The following is a 22,097-nucleotide window of genomic DNA, read 5'->3' on the forward strand; positions in this document are numbered from 1 at the left end:
GCTACGCCTCCCTTCGCACGACCGAGGGGCCCTACGTGGTTACGCAAGCTGCCTCCTCCGGGCCCTGACTCGGTCATGCGATCACCTTCCAATACGGCAGTACATTGTCCTCGTCGAGCTTTTCGAAGGCCACCTCGACGGGCAGATCCACGCGCACGGCATCGGGTTCGACCCCGCGCAACTCACCCATCACCCGCACGCCCTCTTCCAACTCGACCAGCGCCACCACATACGGCAGCTTCCGGCCGGGCACCTTCGGGGCGTGGTGCACGACGTAGCTGAACACCGTGCCGCGACCGGACGCGACCACATAGTCCGGCTCCTGCGACCTGTCCTGCCACAGCGCCGGAATCGGCGGATGCCGCAGCGAGCCGTCGGGCAGTCGCTGAATGCGCAGCTCGCCGAGTTTCGCGCCCTCCCAGAAGAATTCGGTATCGCGCGACACGATGGGCCGCACACGCTTGCTCGGATCCTCTTGCGGTTCGGCAGGTTTCCCGGTGCCGGGCGCGAATTTCAGCATGCGGAAACGCATTTCGGTAACGGCCTCGTCGCCGACGTACCAGGTCAGCACGTAGGTCGCGAACCAGCCCTCGCCGAGCGCGGTGCGCTTGGGGCCGACCAGATCCTGCAGCCGGGTGCGGGCTTGCACTCGCTCACCGAGCTCGAGGTAGCGGTGATAGATCTGCTCGCAGTTGGTGGCCACCACCGAGGTGTACCCGGCCTGGTCGAGCAGATCGTTGACGGCGTTCATCGGATCGTCGGACGGACGCGCGCCGTGCAGGCCCGGCATGGTCCACACCTGGGCCATGGCGGGCGGGGCGACGATACCGGGATGTCCGGCCGCGCGAGCGGCCTCGGCGTCGACGTAGATCGGATTGTGGTCGCCGATGGCCTCGACCCAGTTGTTGATCATCGGCTGGTTCACCGGATCGCGGGCCACCCGCGGGGCGCACTCCCCCAGCGCCTCGACGCGCTCGCCCGCGGCGCGAATCTGCTCCGCTGTCATGGTTTCCGGCACGGGAGACTCCTATCTCGGTACGCGCGGCAGCTTCAGTCCGGCGGTGGCGATCAGCTCGCGCATGATCTCGTTCACGCCGCCGCCGAAGGTGACCACCAGATTCTGTTTGGTGCGCCGGTCCAGCCAGCCCAACAGCTCCGCGGTGGCCGGATCCGCGTAATCGCCGTGCCGGCCCACGATCTCCTCGACCAGCCGACCGGCCTCCTGCAGCGCCTCGGTCGAATAGACCTTGGTGGCCGAGGCATCGGCGATCACACCGGCGGGATCCTCGGCCGCGTGATCGGCATTCGCCGCGACCTGCCAGTTCAGCAATTCGTTGAGCCGCACCATGGCCCGGATGCGCCCGAGCGAGCGGCGCACGTCCGGATCGCCGAGTACGCCTCGGCGCAGCGCCCATTCGCGCACCCGGTCGTAGAGCTGTTCGATCTTGCCCGACGGGCCCAGGCTGATCCGCTCGTGATTGAGCTGGGTGGTGATCAGCTTCCAGCCGCCGTTCTCCTCGCCGACGAGCATGTCGGCCGGGACGCGGACGTTGTCGAAATACGTCGCATTGGTGTGGTGCGCGCCGTCGCAGGTGATGATCGGGGTCCACGAATAACCCGGATCGGAGGTGTCCACGATGAGAATCGTGATGCCGCGGTGGCGCGATTCGACCGAACCGGTGCGGCAGGCCAGCCAGATGTAGTCGGCCTCGTGCGCGCCGGTGGTGAAAACCTTCTGCCCGTTGACGATCCAATCACCGTTGGCATCGCGCACAGCGCTGGTGCGCAGGGCCGCGAGATCGGTTCCGGCCTCCGGTTCGGAGTAGCCGATCGAGAAGTGCACATCGCCGGAGAGGATGGCGGGCAAGAACTTTCGCTTCTGCGTATCGGTGCCGAACTGCTGCAGGGTCGGACCGACGGTCATCAGCGTCACCAGGGGCAGCGGGACATCCGCGCGCGCCGCCTCGTTGTAGAAGATCTGTTGTTCGAGCGGGCCGAAGCCCTGGCCGCCGTACTCCTCGGGCCAGCCGACGCCGAGGCGGCCGTCGCGACCCATCCGGCGCACCACCGCGCGGTAGGCGTCGCCGTGCCGGTTGACCGCCATCTCGGCCTCCTCCTCGGGAGTGACGAGATCGGCGAAATAGGAACGCAATTCGTCGCGCAGCCGGCGCTGCTCGACGGTCAGGTCGATGAACATCGAGCTCCCAAACGATCCAGCCGGAACGACGCGCCGCCGAGCCAGCGGGCGATGTCCTTGGCCTGTGAGTAGTAGCGATGCAGCGGATGGGTCATATCGACCCCGATGCCGCCGTGCAGGTGATGGCATTTCTGCATGGCCGCGGGCAGTTCCGAGGCCACCGAGAAGGCCAGCACGTCCAGATCGTCGTCGATCCGTTCCTGTTGCTCCGGACTCGGATCCGGTTGGGCCAGTGCCCAATTCGCCGAGGCCGCGGCCACGTGCAGGGTGCGCGAGATGACGTACAGATCGGCGATCTGCTGTGCCACGGCCTGGAATTCGGCCAGCGGACGGCCGAATTGGTGACGGGTGCGCACATGTTCCGCGGTCAGGGTGAGCGCACCCTTGACCAGACCGTCGGCGACCGCGCCGATCGAGGCCAGCGCGAGCCGGTGCAGTTCGCCCGGACCGCCGGGCAGCAGCTGCTCGGCCGGAATCCGGACGTCCTCCAGATGTACCGAGAACTCCGGCATTCCGGTCGAGGCCGGGGTTTCCAGCAGTGTGACGCCCGGTGTCTCGGTCGGCACCACCGCGATACCCGAATCCGTCGGCACCAGTATCCAGCGAGCCTGCGCGGCATAGGGCACGCCCACCTTGTGACCGGTGATGCGCACGGTACCGCCCTCGGCGACCGCGGCGGTCTCCGGCTTCACGGCGAACGGCGCGCCCGGTTCGCTCAGGGCCGCGGTGAGCACCGCGCCCTTGGCGACGGCCGGAAAGATCTGATCCGCCAGGGCATCCGGTGCGACGTCCAGCAGCGGCAGCAATCCGAAGCCCAGTGTCGCCAGCGCGGGGATCTGCGCGGCGTCGGTGGCGAATTCGGTCAGCATGGCGGCCACCTCGGGCAGGCCCATACCGTCACCGCCGAATCGCTCCGGCAGCGCCACCAATAGCAGCCCGCTGTCCACCACCGCCGGCCACAGCGCGTCGTCACGCTCGCTGTGGCGCTCCAGCAAACTCACGACAACCTCGGCGACCGCGTCCTGGCTCTCGTCGTAGTCGAAATCCAATTCAATGCTCCCGGTTGAGGTGTGGTGTCAGCTGTGCGATTCGCGCGGGAGTCCGAGAATCCGTTCACCGGCCACGGTCAAAAGGATCTGCTCGGTACCCCCCGCGATCGACAAACAGCGTGTCAGCAGGAATTCTTTCACCACATCCGATTCCTGAGCGCCCGCCACACCAGCGAGTTCGACGGCGAATTCGGCGACCTGCTGACGGTGTCGGACACCGACCAGTTTGCGTACGCTGCTTTGCGGTCCCGGATCGACTCCGGCCAGCATGCGCTGGGCGGCGCGGGTTTCCAGCAGTAGTCCCGCCACGGCGTCCGATACCAGTGCGCCGAGGCGATCGGCGATCAATTCCGCGCCCGGACCGTGTGTCGGAGCCGTTTCGATCAAACGCTCGAGTTCATCGCCGATACCGCTTCCGCCCATTGCCACTCGTTCCGAGGACAATGTGGAGCGCGCGATTTTCCATCCGGCGCCCAATTCACCGACCAGACCGTCTTCGGGTACGAAGACATCGTCGAGGAACACCTCGGAAAAACGCGCCTCACCGGTGATCTGTACCAGTGGCCGCACCTCGATTCCCGGGCTGGACATATCCACCAGGAAGTAGCTGATGCCACGGTGTTTGGGCGCCGAGCCGTCGGTGCGCGCCAGGCATATCGCCCAATTCGCCACATTGGTCAGCGAGGTCCAGACCTTCTGCCCGCGCAGTCGCCAGCCGCCCTCGACCCGGGTGGCCGTGGTGCGCAAGGCCGCCAGATCCGATCCGGCGTCGGGTTCGCTGAACAGCTGGCACCAGATCGTCTCGCCGCGCAGTGTCGGATCCACGAAACGCTCGATCTGTTCGGGGGTGCCGTACTGCAGCAGCGTGGGCACCGCCCAGTTGCCGATCTGTATGTCGGGCACCGTGATTCCCGCGCGGCGCACCTGTTCGTCGATGAGGGTGCGCAGAATCGGACCGGCGCCGCGACCGTACGGACGCGGCCAGTGCGGCGCCAGCAATCCGGTGTCCACCAACGCGTCTCGCTGCCGATCGGGCGGCAGCGCGGCGATCTGCGCGAGATCGGCCGCCAGTTCCGCGGCGCTCGCGGCATCGAGGCCGACCCCGTCCCAGGCCGCCGCGCCCGGCCCCTCGTCGAGGCCCAGATCCACGCCGACGGTCCGGCGGCGACCGCTGCGCACCAACTCCGCGACCCGGGCCCGCCAGCGGGCGGATCCGCCGAGCAGCTGGCGCAGCGCCACCGCCCGGCGCAGATACAGATGCGCGTCGTGCTCCCAGGTGAAGCCGATCCCGCCGAGCACCTGGATGCAATCCTTGGCCGTCTCCACGGCCGCGTCCAGGGCGATGGTCATCGCGATGGCGGCGGCCAGCGGCAGTTCGTCGGTGCGAGTGTCCACGGCCGCGGCGGCATCGGCGGCGACCGCGCGGATCAGCTCGGCGCGGCACAGCATCCAGGCGCAGATGTGCTTGACGGCCTGGAACTCACCGATCTTGCGCCCGAACTGCTCGCGCACCTTGGCGTATTCGGTCGCGGTCTCGAGACACCATCCGGCGATGCCCGCGGCCTCGGCGGCGACCAGCGCCGCGGTGAGATCGGTGACGTCGTACGGGGTTTCGAACAGTCGCTCGGTCGCGATCGCGACACCGGCGCATTCGACGCGGGCAAGGGGCGTGCTCGCATCGAGCGGCGGCAGCGAATCGATGCGCAGCCCAGCGGTATTCGCGGACAACAGACACCAGCGACCGGCGGCCACGGGCAAGAGCACGGCGGTGCCGTCGGCCGCGCCGATCACCGTATCCCAGACCCCGGTCAACTCGGTCCCGTTGGCGCTCAGCGCAACCGGCTCACCCAGCGCGACACCGCACGGGGTATCCTCGTCGAGCGCTCCGCCGGTGATCAGGCCCGCCAGGGCGGTGGCCAGAACCGGTCCGCCGACCAGATCGTGGGCAGCCTGTTCGATGAGGACGGCCAGATCGCCCACGGATCCGCCCGCACCCCCGGCGGCCTCGGGCACGGCCACCCGGAAGACGCCGAGGCCCACCAGACTCGGCCAGTACGAGCGCCAGTGGTCGGACGCGCCGTTGCGCATGGTTGCAATCGGTCGGATCGACGCGGCCCATCCGCGCATCGACTCCTGGACGGCTTTATGCTCGTCAGTGGTGGCGATGCTCACACTGCATACCGCCTTTCCGGCGTGACTCCCACACCTAGAACATGTTCTAATATTCGAGCCGGGCGGAAGTCAAGAGATGATCCCGCTCCGGGCAGCGACGCACCTCAGCCGCAGATACGACGTTTGCAGGAAAGGACTTTCACCGATGGCCAGTCCCTCCCGAGAGCAGGCAGCCGACTCGGGTGCGCCGAACGGCAATCGCCCCCGGGCCACGCCGGTCAGCACGCTCAGCGAGGACGAGCTGAGCTCGGCCGCGCAGCGGGAGCGGCGCAAGCGGATCCTCGACGCCACCCTCGCCCTGGCCTCCAAGGGCGGCTACGACGCGGTGCAGATGCGTGCGGTCGCCGAGCGCGCGGATGTGGCCGTCGGCACGCTCTACCGGTATTTCCCGTCGAAGGTGCATCTGCTGGTTTCGGCGCTGGCCCGCGAGTTCGAACAGTTCGAGAGCAAACGCAAACCGGTGGCCGGGCAAACTCCCCGCGAACGAATGCATCTGCTGCTCACCCAGGTGACCCGCGCCATGCAGCGCGATCCGCTGCTGACCGAGGCCATGACGCGCGCGTTCATGTTCGCCGACGCGTCGGCCGCGGCCGAGGTCGACCGGGTCGGACGCGTGATGGACCGCTTCTTCGCCCGTGCCATCGAGGACGGCGAACCGACCGATCGCGATCTCGCCATCGCTCGCGTCATCAGTGATGTGTGGCTGTCCAACCTGGTGGCGTGGCTGACCCGACGGGCCTCCGCGACCGATGTCACAGAGCGCCTCGAACTGACCGTCGACCTGCTGCTGGGCGATAAATCCTGAGAAGTTTGCCCACCGTTCCGCGTGGCAAACCAGCTAACGTACGGCAGGAGACCGCACAATCTGGGATGCGCACGGCGAGGCGTACGTAAACGTCTCGTATCACTGCGCGAACATGCGAGCAAACCTGACCCAGTAGAGTTTCTCGCGCCCTGACATTTCTCCTCCGATCACTAGGTTGGATGCGTGAGCGCACAGGATTTGCCACAGGAACTTCGCCGCGCCCTGGCGGCCGTTGCCCGCATGCCGCGGCTACTGGTCGCCTCGGACTACGACGGGACGATCGCGCCCATCGTCTCCGACCCGACGAAGGCCTATCCCCATAGGGAATCGGTGAGCGCGCTGCGCGCCCTCGCCGGCCTCACCGCCACCACGGCGGCCGTCATCTCCGGCCGGGCGTTGCGCGATCTCGCGGCGCTGTCCCGGCTACCGGTCGAGGTGCAGCTGATCGGAAGCCACGGTTCGGAATTCGACGTCGGCTTCGTACACGCCATCGATAACGACGCCAAACAGCTACTGCAGGAAGTGCAGAACTCTCTCGCGGGCATCGCTCAGGACAATCCGGGCGCCGCGGTGGAGATCAAACCCGCCAGCGTCGCACTGCATGTGCGCAACGCCGCGCCCGAAGTGGGCAGGCGCGCATTGCAGCAGGCCCGCCTCGGCCCGGCCAGCTGGGTCGGCGTGCAGGTCACCGAGGGCAAGGCGGTTATCGAACTCGCGGTCATCCAGACCGACAAGGGCGATGCGCTGGACCTCATTCGCCATCAGGAGGGCGCGTCCGCGGCGGTCTTCTTCGGCGACGACGTGACCGACGAGAAGGCCTTCGCCCGGCTGGCGGGTCCGGACGTCGGAATCAAGGTGGGCGAGGGCGAGAGCCTCGCCGGATATCGCGTGGGCAGCACCGAGGAGGTGGCGAAGGCCCTGGCGTTCCTGCTCGAGGAGCGGCGCACCTGGTTGGCCGGCGCCTCCGCCCCCCGAATCGAGCGGCTGACCATGCTGGCCAGCCCGCGCACCAAAGCCCTTGTCACACCGGACGGTACGGTCACCTGGTTCTGCCATCCGGAGCCGGATTCGGCCGCGGTATTCGCCCATCTACTCGGCGGTCCGGCCGCCGGACATTTCACCATCTCGCCCGAGCGGCCCGGCCTGCCACTGTCCCAGCGCTATGTCGACGGCACCATGACCGTCGAAACCCGCTGGTCCAGTTTGCAAGTGGTCGACTATCTGCCGCACGACGTCTCGCCCGAGCGCACCGATCTGACCCGTGTCATCACCGGTGACGCGCGCGCGGTGGTGACCTTCGCGCCGCGACCGGAATTCGGTCAGGTGCCGGTGACCATCCACCAGGAGGCCGCGGGCCTGCGCGTGCATGGCACCAATGATCCGATCGTGCTGCGCTCGCCCGGGGTGCGGTGGGAGATCGTCGAGGAGGGTATCCATCACTCCGCGCACGCGGTGATCGATCCCTCACTCGGTCCGGTCGTACTCGAAATGCGCTGCGGCACCTCGGACCTGGCCCCGGCCATGGTCGGTGAGGTCGAGCGCCGCCGCGAGGCCGAGCGGTACTGGCGGGACTGGGCCGAGACGCTCGAGCTGCCGCCGCTCAAACCCGATCTGATGAAGCGCTCCGCGCTGACCCTGCGCGGTCTGGTGCATCAGCCCTCGGGTTCGATTCTGGCCGCGGCCACCACCTCGCTGCCGGAGGACATCGGCGGCGTGCGCAACTGGGACTACCGCTACTGCTGGCTGCGCGACGCCTCGCTGACCGCGCACGCGCTGGTGACTCTCGGCTCCCTCGGGGAGGCCGAGGAGTTCCTGGCCTGGGTGCACCGGGTGCTGGAGACGCTGGCCGGGCCGGAGCGGTTGCATCCGCTCTACACCCTCTACGGCGAGACGCTGCCGCCCGAGGCGGTCATCGATTCGCTGCCGGGCTACGCCGGATCGCGGCCGGTGCGCGTGGGCAACGCGGCGAATATGCAGGTGCAGCTGGACGTGTTCGGTCCGATCGTCGATCTGATCGCCGCCCTGGCACAGGCCCGCGAGCACAAGGGCATCTCCGATCCCGCCAAGGCCCTGCCGGATCGGGATTGGGAGTTGGTGCACGCCATGGTTTCCGCGGTGCAGCGGCGCTGGCGCGAACCGGACCACGGCATCTGGGAGATCCGCGGCAATCCGCGCCATCACGTGTACTCGAAGGTGATGGGCTGGCTGACCATCGATCGCGCGCTGAAGCTGGCGGAGCGATTCGACCGCCGGGTGGACACGGCCTGGGCCGAGCTGCGCGACACCATCGCCGACGAGGTCAAGACCAAGGGCTGGAACGACGAGGTCCAGTCCTACACCGCGGCCTACGACGGCACCGATCTGGACGCGGCCACCCTGCACATCGGGCTCAGCGGCCTGATCGATCCGTCCGATCCGCGCTTCGCCGCGACCGTCGTGGCCACCGAGGCCGAACTGCGCAGCGGTTCGACCGTCTACCGGTACCACCACGACGACGGCCTGCCCGGCGGTGAGGGCGGCTTCCACCTCTGCGCGGCCTGGCTGGTCGAGGCGTACCTGCTGATCGGCAAGCGCTCCGACGCCGAGGCCCTGTTCGCCCAGCTGGTGGATGTGGCCGGACCGACCGGACTGCTGAGCGAGGAGTACGACCCGGTGGCCGAGCGCTCACTGGGCAACCACCCCCAGGCCTACAGCCACCTCGGCCTGCTGCGCTGCGCGCAACTGCTCAGCCAGCCCGTTCCGGCGCTGGTGCAGTAGGGAATTCGGCTGCCCGCCCGGGCTCCACACTGGCCGGGCAGCCCTCCCTGAAGTTCCGACCTCCCGGCCACCCCCCGATTTCCCGCCCTCCGGCCTGCCGGGCAGCCCTCTGACTTCCCGCCCTCTGATCTCCCGGCACGCTTTTCGCCGGGAGATCAGAGGGCGGGCCCGTTCCGTGTCCAGCCCCACAGGGCAAATCGGGCGAATCGATGCCACTGGACATGGACACGTACGCTACATTTAAATGGAAATCGTTTCCGTTAAGTGTGCTGTGCAGGAGTACCCCGCGTGACCAGAAGTTATGTCGTTCGATCAGCCGCCGCGGCGTTGGGGATCGCGAGCGCGGCGGCGCTTGCGGGGTGCGGGGGTTCGACCGGTGAGTCGGGCGGGCATACCGTGGTCGCCTCCACCAGCGCCTGGGGCAGTGTCGCCGCCGCGGTCGCCGGGCCGGATATGACCGTCGAATCCATCATCAGCAAGCCCACCGACGATCCGCACGAGTACCAGACCAATCCGTCGGACGCGGCCAAGCTGCGCGACGCGGCGCTGGTGATCGTCAACGGCGGCCACTACGACGAATTCGCCGAGAAGGCCGTCGAGGGTCGCGGCAAGCCCACCGTGAACGCCTTCGACCTGCGCACGGGTGCGGCGAAATCCGATGACAACGAACACATCTGGTATGACGTGAACACCGTGGGCGCGGTGGCCGACAAGATCGCCGCCGAACTGGGCGCGATCGATCCCGACCACGCCCGCGGATACACCGACCGCGCGAGCGCGTTCCGCGCGAAACTGGCCGAGATCACCGCGGTGACAGCGAGGATCGCCGCCGAACATCCGAAATCTCCGGTGCTGCAGACCGAGCCGATCGCGCATTATCTGCTGCTCGCCGCCGACGCCGAGGACCGCACGCCGCACGCCTTCGAGGAGGCGATCGAACAGGGCACCGATCCAGCGCCCGCCGATGTCGCGGCCGTGCGTGATCTGTTGAGCGGCAAGCGGGTCCGAGCGCTGGTCTACAACAAGCAAACCGAGGACAAGGCCACCCGGGAGTTGGCTGCCGTCGCGCGCGCGGCCGGTGTGGCGGTGGTCGAGGTAACCGAGACCCTGCCGGTGGATACCGATTACCTGCGGTGGCAGATCGACAACGCCCAGGCGCTGGCCAAGGCCCTGGGCTGACGAGGGGAAACTGCGATGTCCGGGAACGTCGATACCAGCGAACGTGTTGCAACCGGTGTGTCAGTGACCCCGGACCTCGAATCCGTCCACACCGCGCCGGACTGCCCGTTCGATCCGGATTGTGCGCCCGCGTCCGTCGAGCCCGCGGTCCGGCTGCGCGAGGCGCGCCTGAGCTTCGGCGAGCGGACCCTCTGGGAGGGACTGGATCTGGAGATCGCGCCCGGTGAATTCGTCGCCGTACTGGGCCCGAACGGCTCGGGCAAGACCTCGCTGATGCGCATGCTGCTCGGCCAGATCGCGCCCAGCGCGGGCAGCGTCGAGATCGCGGGTTCGCCCGCGCGCCTGGGCAATCCGCATATCGGCTATGTTCCGCAGCAGAAGACGTTCGAGCCCGGCGTGCAGTTACGCGGGGTGGATCTGGTCGGCCTCGGCGTCGACGGGCATTGCTGGGGTCTGGGCTGGCGTGGCCGAAAGGAGCGGCGGCGCAAGGTATCCGACGCCATCGCCCAGGTCGGCGCCGAGCGGTTCGCGTACGCGCCGCTGGACGCGCTGTCCGGCGGCGAACAGCAGCGGCTGCGGGTGGCGCAGGCACTGGCCGGGGATCCCCGGGTGCTGCTGTGCGACGAACCGCTGCTGAGCCTGGATCTGGCCAATCAGCGACTGGTGTCCGAACTCATCGACGCGCGCCGCCGTGCTCACGATACGGCCGTGCTGTTCGTGACCCACGAGATCAATCCCGTACTGCCGCTGGTGGATCGGGTGCTGTATCTGGTCGACGGGAAGTTCCGGATCGGCACGCCGGACGAGGTGATGACCTCGGAGGTCCTCTCGGAGCTGTACCGCACGCAGATCGATGTGCTGCGGGTACGCGGGCGTCTGGTGGTCGTGGGAGCCGGGGAGGACGCGCTGTGAACGACAAGCTGGCCGATGTTTTCACCAAACTGCTCGACGTCCACACCACCGTGAATCTGCTGTCCTACGACTTCGTTCAGCAGGCGGTCCTGGCCGCGGCGCTGCTCGGCCTGCTGTCCGGGCTGATCGGGCCGCTGATCGTGAGCCGCCAGATGTCGTTCGCGGTGCACGGCACCAGCGAGCTGTCGCTGACCGGGGCCGCGGCCGCGCTGCTGGCCGGGGTGGGCGTCGGGTTCGGGGCCATCGCCGGATCGGTGGTGGCGGCGGTGCTGTTCGGCGTGCTGGGTGCGCGTGCGCGACAGCGGGATTCGTCGATCGCGGTGGTGCTGTCGTTCGGGCTCGGACTGTCGGTGCTGTTCCTGTGGCTCGGGCCGACGCGGGCGGGCTCGAAGTTCTCGCTGCTGACCGGCCAGGTGGTCAGCGTCGGCAGCAGCGGGCTGACCTCACTGGGCGTGTGCACGATCGGCGTCCTGCTGGTGCTGGCGCTGATCTACCGGCCGCTGCTGTTCGCGAGCACCGATCCGGAAGTGGCTGTGGCGCGCGGAGTTCCGGTACGCGCTCTGTCGATCATCTTCGCGGTCCTGCTGGGCGTCACCGCCGCCTTCGGCGTGCAGATCGTCGGCGCGCTGCTGGTGCTGTCACTGCTGATCACGCCGGCCGCCGCGGCCGCCCAGCTCACGGCCGACCCGGTGCGCGCGACCATCCTGGCCGTCGTCTTCGCCGAGATCTCGGCCGTCGGCGGCATCGTGCTGTCCCTGGCCCCCGGCGTCCCGGTATCGACGTTCGTCACCGCCCTGTCCTTCGCCATCTATCTGGCCTGCCGCGTCATCGGCGCCCGCACGCGCACACGTCGCCCGAGCCCGATTCCCGTTCCCGCCTGATCGATCGCCGCACTCCCGAGGTGCGCGAGGTCAGTGCCCGCCCTCGCCCGCCAGGGCGAACAGGCCGTCCGAGGTCTGCTCGATCAGGCCGTCGGTGAGCAGGGAATCCAGGGCGCGGTCGCGCTGGCCCGGATCGCGGGTCCAGGCCAGGTCGAGGGCGAAACGTTCCACCGGGCCCGCCGCCGCGCGCAGGACGTCGAGCAGGCGGCCGCGAGCCTGGCGGTCGGTGCCGTCGTATTTCTGAGTGCGGCGGACCACGTCCGAGGCCGGGCGGCCCGCGCTGACCCAGGCGCAGCGCGGCAGCGGGCACAGATCGCAGGCCGGAGTGCGGGCCGTGCAGATCAGCGCTCCCAATTCCATGAGGGCCGCGGAGAAGCGCGCGGCGCGCGGGACGCTGCCCGGCAGCAGCGCCTCGGTCTCGCGCAGATCGCGGGCGGCCGGATTACCGGCGTCCGCGCGGCCGTGTACGGCGCGGGCGACCACCCGGCGAACATTGGTGTCCACCACCGGAACTCGCTGCCCGTAGGCGAAGCAGGCCACCGCGCGGGCGGTATAGGCCCCGATACCGGGCAGTCCCAGCAGCACGTCGACATCGGCGGGCACCTGGTCGCCGTATTCGGCGGCCAGCACCTGGGCGCATTCGTGCAGGCGCAGCGCACGGCGCGGATAGCCGAGTTTGCCCCACGCTCGCAGCACCTCACCCTGTGCGGCCGCGGCCATCGCCGAGGGCACCGGCCAGCGCGCCACCCACTCCCGCCAGATCGGTTCGACCCGGACCACCGGGGTCTGCTGCAGCATGATCTCGCTCATCAGGATCTGCCAGGCGCTCACCCCGGGCCGACGCCACGGCAGATCGCGAGCGGTCTCGGCATACCAGTCGATCAGCGCATCGGAATCGATGCTCACGCGCGTATTCGTCCTCTCCTATTTGCCCTCGCGATGCCGGTTCGCTCCGTACACTCACCACGCCCCGGTACGGATCATTTGCCCGGTCGTAACTTGACGGACTCGCCGGTAACCCGGCCCGTGTGGAAAATGGGACACATGCCTCAAACAAACCCGATCAGTGCCTGGAAGGCCCTCCGCGAGGGCAATGAGCGGTTCGTCAGTGGCACGCTGCAGCATCCTAGCCAGGGCGCCGCCGACCGGGCCAAGCTCGTGAGCGGCCAGCAGCCTTCAGCGATTCTGTTCGGGTGCGGTGACTCCCGGGTGGCCGCGGAGATCATCTTCGACCAGGGCCTCGGCGATATGTTCGTGGTCCGCACCGCGGGCCATGTCATCGACGCCTCGGTGCTCGGCTCGATCGAATACGGCGTGGAGATCCTGCACGTACCGCTGATCATCGTGCTCGGCCACGACAGCTGCGGCGCGGTGCGGGCCACCATCGACGCCCTCGACGGCGGTGACGTCCCCGGCGGCTTCATCCGCAGCGTGGTCGAACGGGTCACCCCGTCCATTCTGGTCGGCCGGCGCGAGGGCCTCACCGGGGTCGACGAGCTCGAGGCCCGGCACGTGGTGGAGACCGCGCGGCTGCTCATGCAGCGTTCGATGATCATCTCCCAGCGGGTGGCCACCGGCGAATGCGCGATCGCCTGCGTCACATACAAACTCGAAGACGGCAGGGTGCAGCTGCATCGCGCGGTGGGCAACATCGGCGAAGTGGCCTGAGGCCGGTCGACACGCCGTGCCCCTGAGCCGGACCGGCTCGATCGGGCGCTTACCGTTGTTGCCGTGCTGGAACCGACTGGACCACTGCCTCCCGAGATCTACTGGCGGCGTCGCCTGCTCGCCATCGCAGCGCTGGTGATCGCGCTCGTGGTGGTGATCGCGCTGGCGTTCTTCCTGCTGCACAAGGGCGGTAAGGACGACAGCGCCGCGGCGGCCTCGACATCCGGATCCACGGCCGCCAAGCCCGCGGCGACCTCCTCGGGCACGGCGGCCGCGGGAACATCGGCCTCGGGGACGGTCTCGGCCAGCGCCTCGGTGAACGCGGCGGCCAGCGGTTCGCCCGCGCCGTGCCCGGATCAGTCGCTGGCGGTGAAGGTCTCGGTGGCCCAGCCCAATTACAAATCGGGCGAGCAGCCGGTGTTCCATATCGTGGTCACCAATATCTCCACCGCGTCCTGTACCCGGGATATGGGTTCGGGGCTGCAACAGGTGTGGGTGCAGTCCCTCGACGGGCAGCGCAAATTATGGTCGAGCACCGACTGCGATCAGGGCGGTCCGGCCGATCTGCGCACCCTGGGCGGCGGGCAGCAGGCGGAATTCACCCTGACCTGGTCGGGAACCACCTCGCAGGCCAATTGCGCGGGTGAGCGGGTGCCGGTGCCGCCGGGAGGCTATGCCGTTGTGGCGCAGTTCGGTTCGGTGCGCAGCTCACCGGAGCCGTTCAATATCGCCTGAATCAGTGCGGGCGCGCCAGCGCCTCGTGGATTCGCCGCGCCAGATCGTCGTCGATACCCTCCACGGCCGCCAGATCGGCCACGTCGGCGTCGAGCAGGGCCGTGAGCGACCCGAAGGCGGCGACCAGTCCGCGCGCCTGCTGACGAGGCACCCGCGGGATCTCCTCGAGCAGTCGGTAGCCGCGCGGGGCCGTAGCGGTGTCCAGGGCCTCCAGGGCGGCCGGAAAGCCCAGCGGCTGGGCCAGATTCGTCAACTCCAGCAGTTCCACCTCGAGCAGCTGATCCAGCGCGTCCAAGGCGCGGTCGGCCAGCGCCTCCTCGACCCCGCCCGGTGACACCGGCCTGACGTAGTCGCGCACGATCAATCGACGCACATCGTCGGTATCGCCCACCACCTCGGCCAGTTGTAAGGCCAGCTGACGGCCGTCGACACCGAGTTCGCCGACATCGGAGCGGATCTCGTGGGCCACTCGACGCACCAACTCGAGGCAGTGCACCACGGTCAGCACGTCGCGCACGGTGACCACATCGCCCAACTCCACCACCGACAGCTGCCGCAGCATCTCGTCCAGGCGCGACCGATAGCGCTCGAGTGTCGCCATGGCCTGATTGGCCCGCGCCAGAATGGTTTCCGAGGGTTGGATCAGATGCCGGGAGCCGTGCGCGTAGACGGTCACGATGCCCGTGGACCGACTCACCGATACCACCGGGCAGCCGATCTGCGCCGCGGTACGCTCGGCGGCCTTGTGCCGGGTGCCCGTTTCGGTGGTCGGCACCAGCGGGTCGGGGACCAGGTGGACATTGGCGCGCCGAATGCGCCCGCCGTCGCCGGACAGCACCACCGCGCCGTCCATTTTCGACAGTTCCCGCAGCCGGGTCGGGGAGAATTCCACATCCAGGTCGAAGCCGCCGTCGCAGATCTGCTCGATCGACTCGTCGTAGCCCAGGACGATCAGCGCGCCCGTACGCGCCCGCAGGATGCGATCGATCCCGTCGCGCAGATCGGTTCCGGGTACGAGCCGGGCCACGACATCCCGGGCGGGCGAACTCGCCGCGATCTCCGGCCGGGGCGCGGGGGCGGGAGCGACCTCGGGCAGCGGGTTCACCGCGGGTTTGCCGAGCAGGTTGGCGACCCAATTCATTCGACAGCCTCCAGACGTGCCTGTCCGCGCTTCGACAAACCGGTCAGCGCGAGCGCCGCACGAACATCCGTCACCTCGTGCACCTTGATACCGAGTCCGGAGCATTCGGCCCCCGGCGGCACCAGCGCCTGGGTGAAACCTAGCCGCTCGGCCTCGGCGAGGCGACGACCGACCCCGGCAACGCGACGAACCTCACCGGCCAGTCCGACCTCGCCGAGGATGACCGTCCCCGGCCGCAGCGGGCGACCGCGCTCGGCGCTGGCGATGGCCAGGGCCACGGCCAGATCCGCGGACGGCTCGGTCAAACGCATCCCGCCGACCGTGGCCGCGTACACCTCGTATTTGCCCAGATACAGCCCGCAGCGGCTCTGCAGCACCGCCAGCACCATCGACACCCGATTGTTGTCCAGACCGCTGACGGCCCGACGCGGCATGGCCGCCTGGGTCTCCACGGTCAGCCCCTGCACCTCGCCCAGCAGCGGGCGCTTACCGTCCATCGCGACGGTCACGGCCGTACCCGGCACGGTGTCGGCGCGATGGTGCAGGAACAGCCCGGACGGATCCTCCACGCACGCGATCCCGTTGTCGCGCATCTCGAAACAGCCCACCTCGTCGGCGCTGCCGAACCGGTTCTTGATACCGCGCACCATACGCAGCGTGGAATGTTTGTCGCCCTCGAACTGCAGCACCACGTCCACCAGATGTTCCAGCGTGCGCGGTCCGGCCAGATGGCCGTCCTTGGTGACGTGGCCGACCAGCAGCACCGCGATCCCGCTCGCCTTGGCCAGCGAGGTCAGCGCGGCCGTCACCGCGCGGACCTGGGTCACGCCGCCGATCACGCCCTCGACATCGGCGGCCAGCATGGTCTGCACCGAGTCCACCACCAGCAGCGTGGGGCGCACCTGCTCGACATGGCCGAGAATGGTCGACAGATCGGATTCGGCCGCGAGATAGACCCTTTCGTGCACCGCGCCGGTGCGATCCGCGCGCAGCCGGACCTGACCGGCCGACTCCTCGGCCGTCACGTACAGCGCGCGCTCCTCGCGCCCGCGCGCCCACCGGTGCGCGACCTCGAGCAGCAGCGTCGATTTGCCGACGCCGGGCTCGCCGGACAGCAGCACCACCGATCCGGGCACGATGCCCCCGCCGAGCACCCGATCGAGTTCACTCACACCGGTCGACCGGGCACGGCTGACCTTCGAGTCGATCTCCGAGATCGGGGCCGCCGCGGTGGAAGGCAGCAGGGCCCGGCGACCGGTCGACGCCGCCGCGGGCGCGGCGGCCATCTCATCGATCGAACCCCATTCACCGCAGCCCGGGCACCGGCCGACCCATTTGGCGACCTCGTGCGCGCATGCGGAACAGCGGTACTGCGATTTCACCTTGGCCACGTGCGCAGCCTAGAGAGCGGGTCCGACAGGACCGGGCAACGGCGCGAACTCAGTGGCCGGAATGCTCTGCGGCCTTCTCGCCCTCCTTGCGGGGCAGATCCGGGCCCGCGTCGACCGGAACGCTCACCGCGACCGTGCCGGCGTCCTTGAAGTTGAAGGTCACCTGGTAGGTCAGGCCCGCGCTGACGTCCTTGGTCAGGCCGGTGATCTCCACCAGCAGCGGTTGCGCGGCCAGATCGCCCGACTCCGGGTTCTCGGCGTGATTCGCCGACGCCGTCGACGCGGCGGCGGTGGACGCGGCGGGCGAGCTGGTCGGCGCGGCCGAACTCGTCGGGGCGGCCGGGGCGCTGGTCGCCGCGGCCGGGTGGGAGCCCGGCTTGGGCGCGGACGCGACCAGGGTCTGATTCGGGGGCAGCTGCGGGTTGGCCGGGGAGATCTTCACCGTGCCCAGATCGGTGGTGATGCTGGTGAGCTCGTCGGCCTTGGCCGAACCGGCGTTGACCGCGCTGAACGCGAGGACGGCCTTACCACCCTTGGCGTTGTTGTACTCCTCCGACTGCGGCAGCAGCAGGCGCACATCGCGCAGCGCCACCCGGCCGACGTTGGCGCTGTTACCGTTCACGGCCGCGACCTGTTGGGCGGTCTGCGAGATCTGACCGGCGCCGCACCCCGACAGCGCGAGCACCGCGCCCGCGGCGAGCGCGGCGACGGTCACGGCGTGGCGGCGCGCCTTCGACGCTGTGGTGGCTTTCAGGGCAGTCACGGGCTTGTCCTCCATGTCGACCGGCTCACTCCACGATGGAGAGTAGTAGTAGGGAGCGTAGTAGTCGCCCCACGGCCCCCCGTGTCGGGTAGGGGACTTGTACGCTCAACTACGGACGCGCAGTACCATTCGGTACGCGGAAAGCGGGCTCACCCGTAACTCCTTCTGGCACAACGGGATGCACACCGTGGGCGTTCTGTCAACCCCCGCCGCCGCCTCGTTGTGGCCCTGACCTGCGTCGTTGATCGCGCCGTTACCGAGTCGCATGTTAAACTGTGAACATCGAAAGGGGCACGGGACACATGATTTTTAAGGTCGGAGACACCGTCGTTTACCCCCACCACGGAGCGGCGCTGATCGAAGCAATCGAGACTCGCACCATCAAGGGCGTGCAGAAAGAGTATCTGGTCCTGAAGGTCGCCCAGGGTGACCTCACCGTTCGGGTTCCCGCCGAGAACGCCGAATACGTCGGCGTCCGCGACGTCGTGGGACAGGAAGGTCTCGATCGCGTCTTCCAGGTGCTACGCGCGCCGCATACGGAAGAACCGACGAACTGGTCTCGCCGCTACAAGGCCAACCTCGAGAAGCTCGCCTCCGGCGATGTGAACAAGGTGGCCGAGGTCGTGCGGGATCTGTGGCGCCGGGAGCAGGACCGCGGCCTGTCCGCCGGCGAGAAGCGCATGTTGGCCAAGGCTCGCCAGATCCTCGTCGGTGAGCTCGCGCTCGCCGAGGGCACCGACGACGTCAAGGCCGAGACCCTGCTCGACGAGGTTCTCGCCGCGGCTTCCTGACCGTGAACAATTCACACGACGCAAGTCGTGTCGTGGCGCTGGTGCCTGCCGCCGGTCAGGGCGTACGCCTGGGTGAGTCGATGCCCAAGGCTTTCGTCCCGATCGGCGGCAGCCCCATGCTCACGCTCGCCGTCGACGGTTTGATCGCGTCCGGGGTCGTGGACCACATCGTGATCATGGTGCCCGCCGAGTTGATCGAGCGAGCCGGAGCTCTGGTCGCCGACCGGAACTCGGTGAGCGTGGTCGCCGGCGGCGCCGAACGCATCGACTCCGTGCGCGCCGGACTCGCGGCCGCGCCGCAGGCCACCCATATCCTCGTGCACGACGCGGCCCGCGCCCTGACGCCGCCGTCGCTGATCGCGCGGGTGGTGGCCGCATTACGCACCGGACAGCGGGCGGTCGTCCCCGGCCTGCCCGTCACCGACACCGTCAAATCGGTCGACGCCCACGGTGTGGTGACCGGTACCCCGGATCGCGGCGGTCTGCGCGCGATCCAGACCCCGCAGGGTTTCGAGGCACAGCTGCTGCGCGAGGCATACGCGCTCGACCTTCCCGCCACCGACGACGCGGGACTGGTCGAACGCCTCGGCGCGCGCGTGCACGTGATCCCCGGCGATCCAATGGCTTTCAAGATCACCACCCCGCTCGATCTGCGCCTGGCCGACGAGCTGCTCGCCGATCGCCCCGCGGCGCGGGCGGTGGCGCGATGACCGCACCCGATATGCGCGTCGGCATCGGCAGCGACGTCCATCCCGTCGAACCCGGCCGTCCCTGCTGGATGGCCGGTCTGCTGTTCGAGGGCGACAGTGGCTGCGCGGGCCATTCCGACGGCGATGTGGCCGCGCACGCGCTCTGCGACGCGCTGCTGTCGGCCGCCGGACTCGGCGATGTCGGCGCGGTATTCGGTACCGGCCGCCCCGAATGGGAGGGCGTGTCCGGGGCGGCCATGTTGAAAGAGGTCCGCCGCCTGCTCGACGAGGCCGGTTTCACCATCGTGAACGCCGCCGTCCAGGTGATCGGGAATCGTCCCAAAATAGGTCCACGCCGTGGCGAGGCCCAACAGGTCCTGGGAGAATTACTCGACGCACCGGTTTCGGTTTCGGGTACGACCACCGACGGTCTGGGGCTGACCGGACGCGGTGAGGGGATCGCGGCGGTGGCGACAGCGCTGTTGCACTGTTGTAGCCAGCAGTAAACCGCCTCGTACTCTGCAAATTCTCAACAGCTAGGATGGCTGGTCGTGACTCTGCGCCTGTTCGACACCGAGACGCGGACCCTGCGTGATTTCACGCCTCTGGTCCCCGGCCGTGTATCGGTGTATCTGTGTGGCGCCACCGTGCAGGGCGAACCCCATATCGGACATGTGCGCAGCGGCGTCGCCTTCGACGTGCTGCGACGCTGGCTGACCGCCAACGGATCCGATGTGGCCTTCGTCCGCAACGTCACCGATATCGACGACAAGATCCTCAACAAGGCCGCCGCGGCGGGCCGCCCGTGGTGGGAGTGGGCCGCGACGCACGAGCGCGCCTTCGACCGCGCCTACGAGGCGCTGGGCGTACTGCCGCCCTCGGCCGAACCGCGCGCCACCGGGCACATCACCCAGATGGTCCAGATGATGCAGCGGCTCATCGACCGCGGCCACGCCTACGCCTCGTGCGGCAACGTCTACTTCGATGTGCGCTCCTACCCCGACTACGGCAAGTTGTCCGGCCATCGGCTCGACGATGTGCACCAGGGCGAGAACGCGGGCGAGGGTAAGCGGGATCCGCGCGATTTCACGCTGTGGAAGGCCGCCAAGCCCGGCGAGCCCACCTGGCCCTCGCCGTGGGGTCCCGGGCGGCCCGGCTGGCATCTGGAATGCTCCGCGATGGCCGAGTTCTACCTCGGCCCCGAATTCGACATCCACTGCGGCGGTATGGATCTGGTGTTCCCGCACCACGAGAACGAAATCGCCCAGTCCCGCGCCGCCGGTGACGGATTCGCCCGGTACTGGCTGCACAACGGCTGGGTGACCCTGGGCGGGGAGAAGATGTCGAAATCGCTCGGCAACACCCTGTCGGTACCCAATGTGCTGAAAAACGTTCGGGCCGTGGAACTTCGGTTCTATCTGGGCAGCGCGCACTACAGCTCGATGCTGGAGTACTCCGATCAGGCGCTGCGCGACGCGGCCCAGACCTATCAGCGGATCGAGGCCTTCGTACACCGCGCCGCCGAGCGTACGGGCGACAGCACGATCGGCAAGTGGACCGACGCGTTCGCCGAGGCCCTCGACGACAATCTCGGAATTCCCAGGGCGCTGGCGGAGATTCACGCCGTGGTGCACGAGGGCAACAAAGCGCTGGAATCCGGCGCCATCGACACCGCCCGGGAACTGGCGGGTCAGGTGCGCGCGATGCTCGGCATTCTGGGTGTGGATCCGCTGGATCCGCACTGGGCCGCCCCCGCGGACTCCTCCGCGGCCCTCGACGCGCTCGACGTCCTGGTGCGGGCCGAACTGGAGCTGCGGCAGCAGGCGCGCGGCAGCAAGGACTGGGCGACCGCCGACGCGGTCCGGGATCGGCTGATAGCGGCCGGTGTCGAAGTCACCGACACCCCGGACGGCCCGGAGTGGAGCCTGAGCGGAAAGGCCAACTGATGGCAGGCAATTCACAACGTCGCGGCGCGATCCGCAAGTCCGGCACCAAGAAGGGCCAGACGGTCGGATCGGGCGGTCAGCGGCGACGCTCGCTGGAGGGTCGCGGCGCGACCCCGCCCGCCGAGATGCGCAAGTACCATCCCGCGGCCAAGCGGGCGGCCGCGGCGAAGAAGGCCGCCGCCACCCAGCAGACCACCCGGCGGCCCGCGGGCCGTCCGAGCACCCGCAAGGGCGACGACGGCCCCGAATTGGTGCTCGGTCGCAACCCGGTGGTGGAATGCCTGCGCGCCGGGGTCCCCGCGACCGCGCTGTACGTGGCCAACGGCACCGAGAACGACGAGCGGCTCACCGAGGCCGTCAAGATCGCGGCCGATACCGGCATCTCGATCCTGGAGGTGCCGCGCACCGATCTGGATCGGATGAGCTCCAACGGTTTACATCAGGGGCTCGCGCTGCAAGTGCCGCCGTACCGCTACGCGCATCCGCAGGATCTGCTCGAATCCGCGCTCGCCTCGGGCACTCCCCCGCTGCTGGTGGCGCTGGACAATATCTCCGATCCACGCAATCTGGGCGCGGTGATCCGCTCGGTGGCGGCCTTCGGCGGCCACGGCGTGGTCATTCCGCAGCGCCGCAGCGCCAGCGTGACGGCGGTGGCCTGGCGCACCAGCGCCGGTGCGGCCGCCCGGCTACCGGTCGCGCGGGCCACCAATCTCACTCGGACACTGAAGGATTGGGCCAACGCCGGACTGCAGGTGGTCGGCCTGGACGCGGGCGGCGACACCTCGCTCGACGATTTCGAGGCCACCACGCCGACCGTCGTCGTGGTCGGATCCGAGGGCAAGGGTCTGTCGCGACTGGTTCGCGAGACCTGCGACAGCATCCTGAGCATTCCGATGGCGGGCGAGGTCGAATCGCTCAACGCGTCGGTAGCCGCGGGTGTCGTACTCGCGGATATCGCGCGCCAACGCCGGGCCTGACCCGGAAAACCGAGCGCGTCAGCGAGCTTTCGCGGCGCGAGCCC

20 protein-coding genes are annotated in these 22,097 nt (G+C 68.8%); 12 read left to right on the plus strand and 8 right to left on the minus strand.

Translation table 11 applies throughout. The features are described 5' to 3' along the window. Positions 1-73: 73 nt before the first annotated feature. The 4 genes from NP4_RS14130 to NP4_RS14145 are packed head-to-tail and all read right to left on the minus strand — an operon-like array spanning position 74 to position 5,418. Positions 74-1,006: a bifunctional MaoC family dehydratase N-terminal/OB-fold nucleic acid binding domain-containing protein gene (locus NP4_RS14130; protein ID WP_082875854.1), complete on the minus strand. Its 933-nt coding sequence runs from the start codon at positions 1,004-1,006 to the stop codon at positions 74-76. A gap of 21 nt (positions 1,007-1,027) precedes the next feature. Continuing rightward, positions 1,028-2,197 carry an acyl-CoA dehydrogenase family protein gene (locus tag NP4_RS14135; protein ID WP_067997638.1) on the minus strand — a complete coding sequence of 390 codons (1,170 nt, stop codon included), beginning with the start codon at positions 2,195-2,197 and terminating at the stop codon, positions 1,028-1,030. Beyond that, positions 2,182-3,246, minus strand: a complete 1,065-nt coding sequence (locus NP4_RS14140; RefSeq protein ID WP_067997642.1) for an acyl-CoA dehydrogenase family protein — start codon at positions 3,244-3,246, stop codon at positions 2,182-2,184. The genes NP4_RS14135 and NP4_RS14140 overlap by 16 nt, the downstream gene beginning before the upstream one ends. A 27-nt stretch (positions 3,247-3,273) precedes the next feature. After that, on the minus strand, positions 3,274-5,418 hold the full coding sequence (locus tag NP4_RS14145; protein ID WP_067997644.1) for an acyl-CoA dehydrogenase family protein: 2,145 nt from the start codon (positions 5,416-5,418) through the stop codon (positions 3,274-3,276). Positions 5,419-5,563: 145 nt separating this feature from the next. Between NP4_RS14145 and kstR the strand changes: the two genes are divergently transcribed. The 5 genes from kstR to NP4_RS14170 all read left to right on the plus strand — a co-directional run bounded on the left by kstR (position 5,564) and on the right by NP4_RS14170 (position 11,952). Continuing rightward, complete coding sequence (kstR, locus tag NP4_RS14150; RefSeq protein WP_062510782.1) at positions 5,564-6,223, plus strand: cholesterol catabolism transcriptional regulator KstR; 660 nt, start codon at positions 5,564-5,566, stop codon at positions 6,221-6,223. 183 nt (positions 6,224-6,406) lie between these two features. After that, positions 6,407-8,980 (plus strand): trehalose-phosphatase, encoded by a 2,574-nt coding sequence (otsB, locus tag NP4_RS14155; RefSeq protein WP_067997647.1) that lies wholly within the window; start codon positions 6,407-6,409, stop codon positions 8,978-8,980. A gap of 288 nt (positions 8,981-9,268) precedes the next feature. Continuing rightward, positions 9,269-10,159: a metal ABC transporter solute-binding protein, Zn/Mn family gene (locus tag NP4_RS14160; protein ID WP_067997650.1), complete on the plus strand. Its 891-nt coding sequence runs from the start codon at positions 9,269-9,271 to the stop codon at positions 10,157-10,159. Positions 10,160-10,174: 15 nt separating this feature from the next. Next, complete coding sequence (locus NP4_RS14165; protein WP_082875855.1) at positions 10,175-11,071, plus strand: metal ABC transporter ATP-binding protein; 897 nt, start codon at positions 10,175-10,177, stop codon at positions 11,069-11,071. Further along, positions 11,068-11,952 carry a metal ABC transporter permease gene (locus tag NP4_RS14170; protein ID WP_067997654.1) on the plus strand — a complete coding sequence of 295 codons (885 nt, stop codon included), beginning with the start codon at positions 11,068-11,070 and terminating at the stop codon, positions 11,950-11,952. The genes NP4_RS14165 and NP4_RS14170 overlap by 4 nt, the downstream gene beginning before the upstream one ends. Before the next feature lie 30 nt (positions 11,953-11,982). On the opposite strand, the gene NP4_RS14175 is transcribed toward NP4_RS14170, so the two are convergent. Beyond that, entirely contained in the window at positions 11,983-12,858 is an 876-nt protein-coding gene (locus tag NP4_RS14175) for an HhH-GPD family protein (protein ID WP_067997658.1), read from the minus strand. Between the two features lie 138 nt (positions 12,859-12,996). Between NP4_RS14175 and NP4_RS14180 the strand changes: the two genes are divergently transcribed. Both NP4_RS14180 and NP4_RS14185 read left to right on the plus strand, forming a co-directional pair. Next, the gene (locus NP4_RS14180; protein ID WP_067997661.1) at positions 12,997-13,620 is read left to right on the plus strand and encodes a carbonic anhydrase; all 624 of its coding nucleotides are present in this window, start codon (positions 12,997-12,999) and stop codon (positions 13,618-13,620) included. A gap of 63 nt (positions 13,621-13,683) precedes the next feature. Beyond that, a complete protein-coding gene (locus NP4_RS14185; RefSeq protein WP_067997665.1) occupies positions 13,684-14,355 on the plus strand; it encodes a DUF4232 domain-containing protein in 672 nt (223 codons plus the stop codon). Between the two features lies 1 nt (position 14,356). Here NP4_RS14185 and disA read toward each other — a convergent pair whose 3' ends face one another. Genes disA through NP4_RS14200 form a run of 3 tightly spaced genes read right to left on the minus strand, consistent with a single transcriptional unit; the run spans position 14,357 to position 17,650 of the window. Continuing rightward, positions 14,357-15,496: a DNA integrity scanning diadenylate cyclase DisA gene (gene disA / locus NP4_RS14190; RefSeq protein WP_082875856.1), complete on the minus strand. Its 1,140-nt coding sequence runs from the start codon at positions 15,494-15,496 to the stop codon at positions 14,357-14,359. Continuing rightward, a complete protein-coding gene (gene radA / locus NP4_RS14195; protein ID WP_067997667.1) occupies positions 15,493-16,887 on the minus strand; it encodes a DNA repair protein RadA in 1,395 nt (464 codons plus the stop codon). Before radA ends, disA begins: the two co-directional genes overlap by 4 nt. A gap of 49 nt (positions 16,888-16,936) precedes the next feature. Beyond that, on the minus strand, positions 16,937-17,650 hold the full coding sequence (locus NP4_RS14200) for a copper chaperone PCu(A)C domain-containing protein (protein ID WP_067997945.1): 714 nt from the start codon (positions 17,648-17,650) through the stop codon (positions 16,937-16,939). 302 nt (positions 17,651-17,952) lie between these two features. On the opposite strand from NP4_RS14200, the gene carD reads away from it, so the two are divergent. From carD to rlmB, 5 genes are read left to right on the plus strand one after another with little or no spacing between them, the layout of a single operon-like run. Then, positions 17,953-18,441 carry an RNA polymerase-binding transcription factor CarD gene (carD, locus tag NP4_RS14205; protein WP_019931623.1) on the plus strand — a complete coding sequence of 163 codons (489 nt, stop codon included), beginning with the start codon at positions 17,953-17,955 and terminating at the stop codon, positions 18,439-18,441. A gap of 2 nt (positions 18,442-18,443) precedes the next feature. After that, a complete protein-coding gene (gene ispD / locus NP4_RS14210) occupies positions 18,444-19,151 on the plus strand; it encodes a 2-C-methyl-D-erythritol 4-phosphate cytidylyltransferase (RefSeq protein ID WP_067997671.1) in 708 nt (235 codons plus the stop codon). An 11-nt stretch (positions 19,152-19,162) separates the two neighbouring features. Next, a complete protein-coding gene (gene ispF, locus NP4_RS14215) occupies positions 19,163-19,636 on the plus strand; it encodes a 2-C-methyl-D-erythritol 2,4-cyclodiphosphate synthase (protein WP_067997948.1) in 474 nt (157 codons plus the stop codon). Positions 19,637-19,681: 45 nt separating this feature from the next. Beyond that, the gene (cysS, locus tag NP4_RS14220) at positions 19,682-21,076 is read left to right on the plus strand and encodes a cysteine--tRNA ligase (RefSeq protein WP_067997673.1); all 1,395 of its coding nucleotides are present in this window, start codon (positions 19,682-19,684) and stop codon (positions 21,074-21,076) included. Then, positions 21,076-22,053: a 23S rRNA (guanosine(2251)-2'-O)-methyltransferase RlmB gene (gene rlmB, locus NP4_RS14225; protein ID WP_067997676.1), complete on the plus strand. Its 978-nt coding sequence runs from the start codon at positions 21,076-21,078 to the stop codon at positions 22,051-22,053. Before cysS ends, rlmB begins: the two co-directional genes overlap by 1 nt. Positions 22,054-22,097 lie beyond the last annotated feature (44 nt).

The sequence above is a fragment of the Nocardia pseudobrasiliensis NBRC 108224 genome, from assembly GCF_001613105.1.
In the GTDB taxonomy this organism is placed as follows: domain Bacteria; phylum Actinomycetota; class Actinomycetes; order Mycobacteriales; family Mycobacteriaceae; genus Nocardia; species Nocardia pseudobrasiliensis.

Bases quoted from the DNA above. Each gene is read 5' to 3' on its own strand.
- NP4_RS14135 (WP_067997638.1), bottom strand. From the start codon at position 2,197: ATGTTCATCGACCTGACCGTCGAGCAGCGCCGGCTGCGCGACGAATTG.
- NP4_RS14165 (WP_082875855.1), top strand. From the start codon at position 10,175: ATGTCCGGGAACGTCGATACCAGCGAACGTGTTGCAACCGGTGTGTCA.
- carD (WP_019931623.1), top strand. From the start codon at position 17,953: ATGATTTTTAAGGTCGGAGACACCGTCGTTTACCCCCACCACGGAGCG.
- ispF (WP_067997948.1), top strand. From the start codon at position 19,163: ATGCGCGTCGGCATCGGCAGCGACGTCCATCCCGTCGAACCCGGCCGT.
- disA (WP_082875856.1), bottom strand. From the start codon at position 15,496: ATGAATTGGGTCGCCAACCTGCTCGGCAAACCCGCGGTGAACCCGCTG.
- kstR (WP_062510782.1), top strand. From the start codon at position 5,564: ATGGCCAGTCCCTCCCGAGAGCAGGCAGCCGACTCGGGTGCGCCGAAC.
- rlmB (WP_067997676.1), top strand. From the start codon at position 21,076: ATGGCAGGCAATTCACAACGTCGCGGCGCGATCCGCAAGTCCGGCACC.
- NP4_RS14180 (WP_067997661.1), top strand. From the start codon at position 12,997: ATGCCTCAAACAAACCCGATCAGTGCCTGGAAGGCCCTCCGCGAGGGC.
- NP4_RS14130 (WP_082875854.1), bottom strand. From the start codon at position 1,006: ATGACAGCGGAGCAGATTCGCGCCGCGGGCGAGCGCGTCGAGGCGCTG.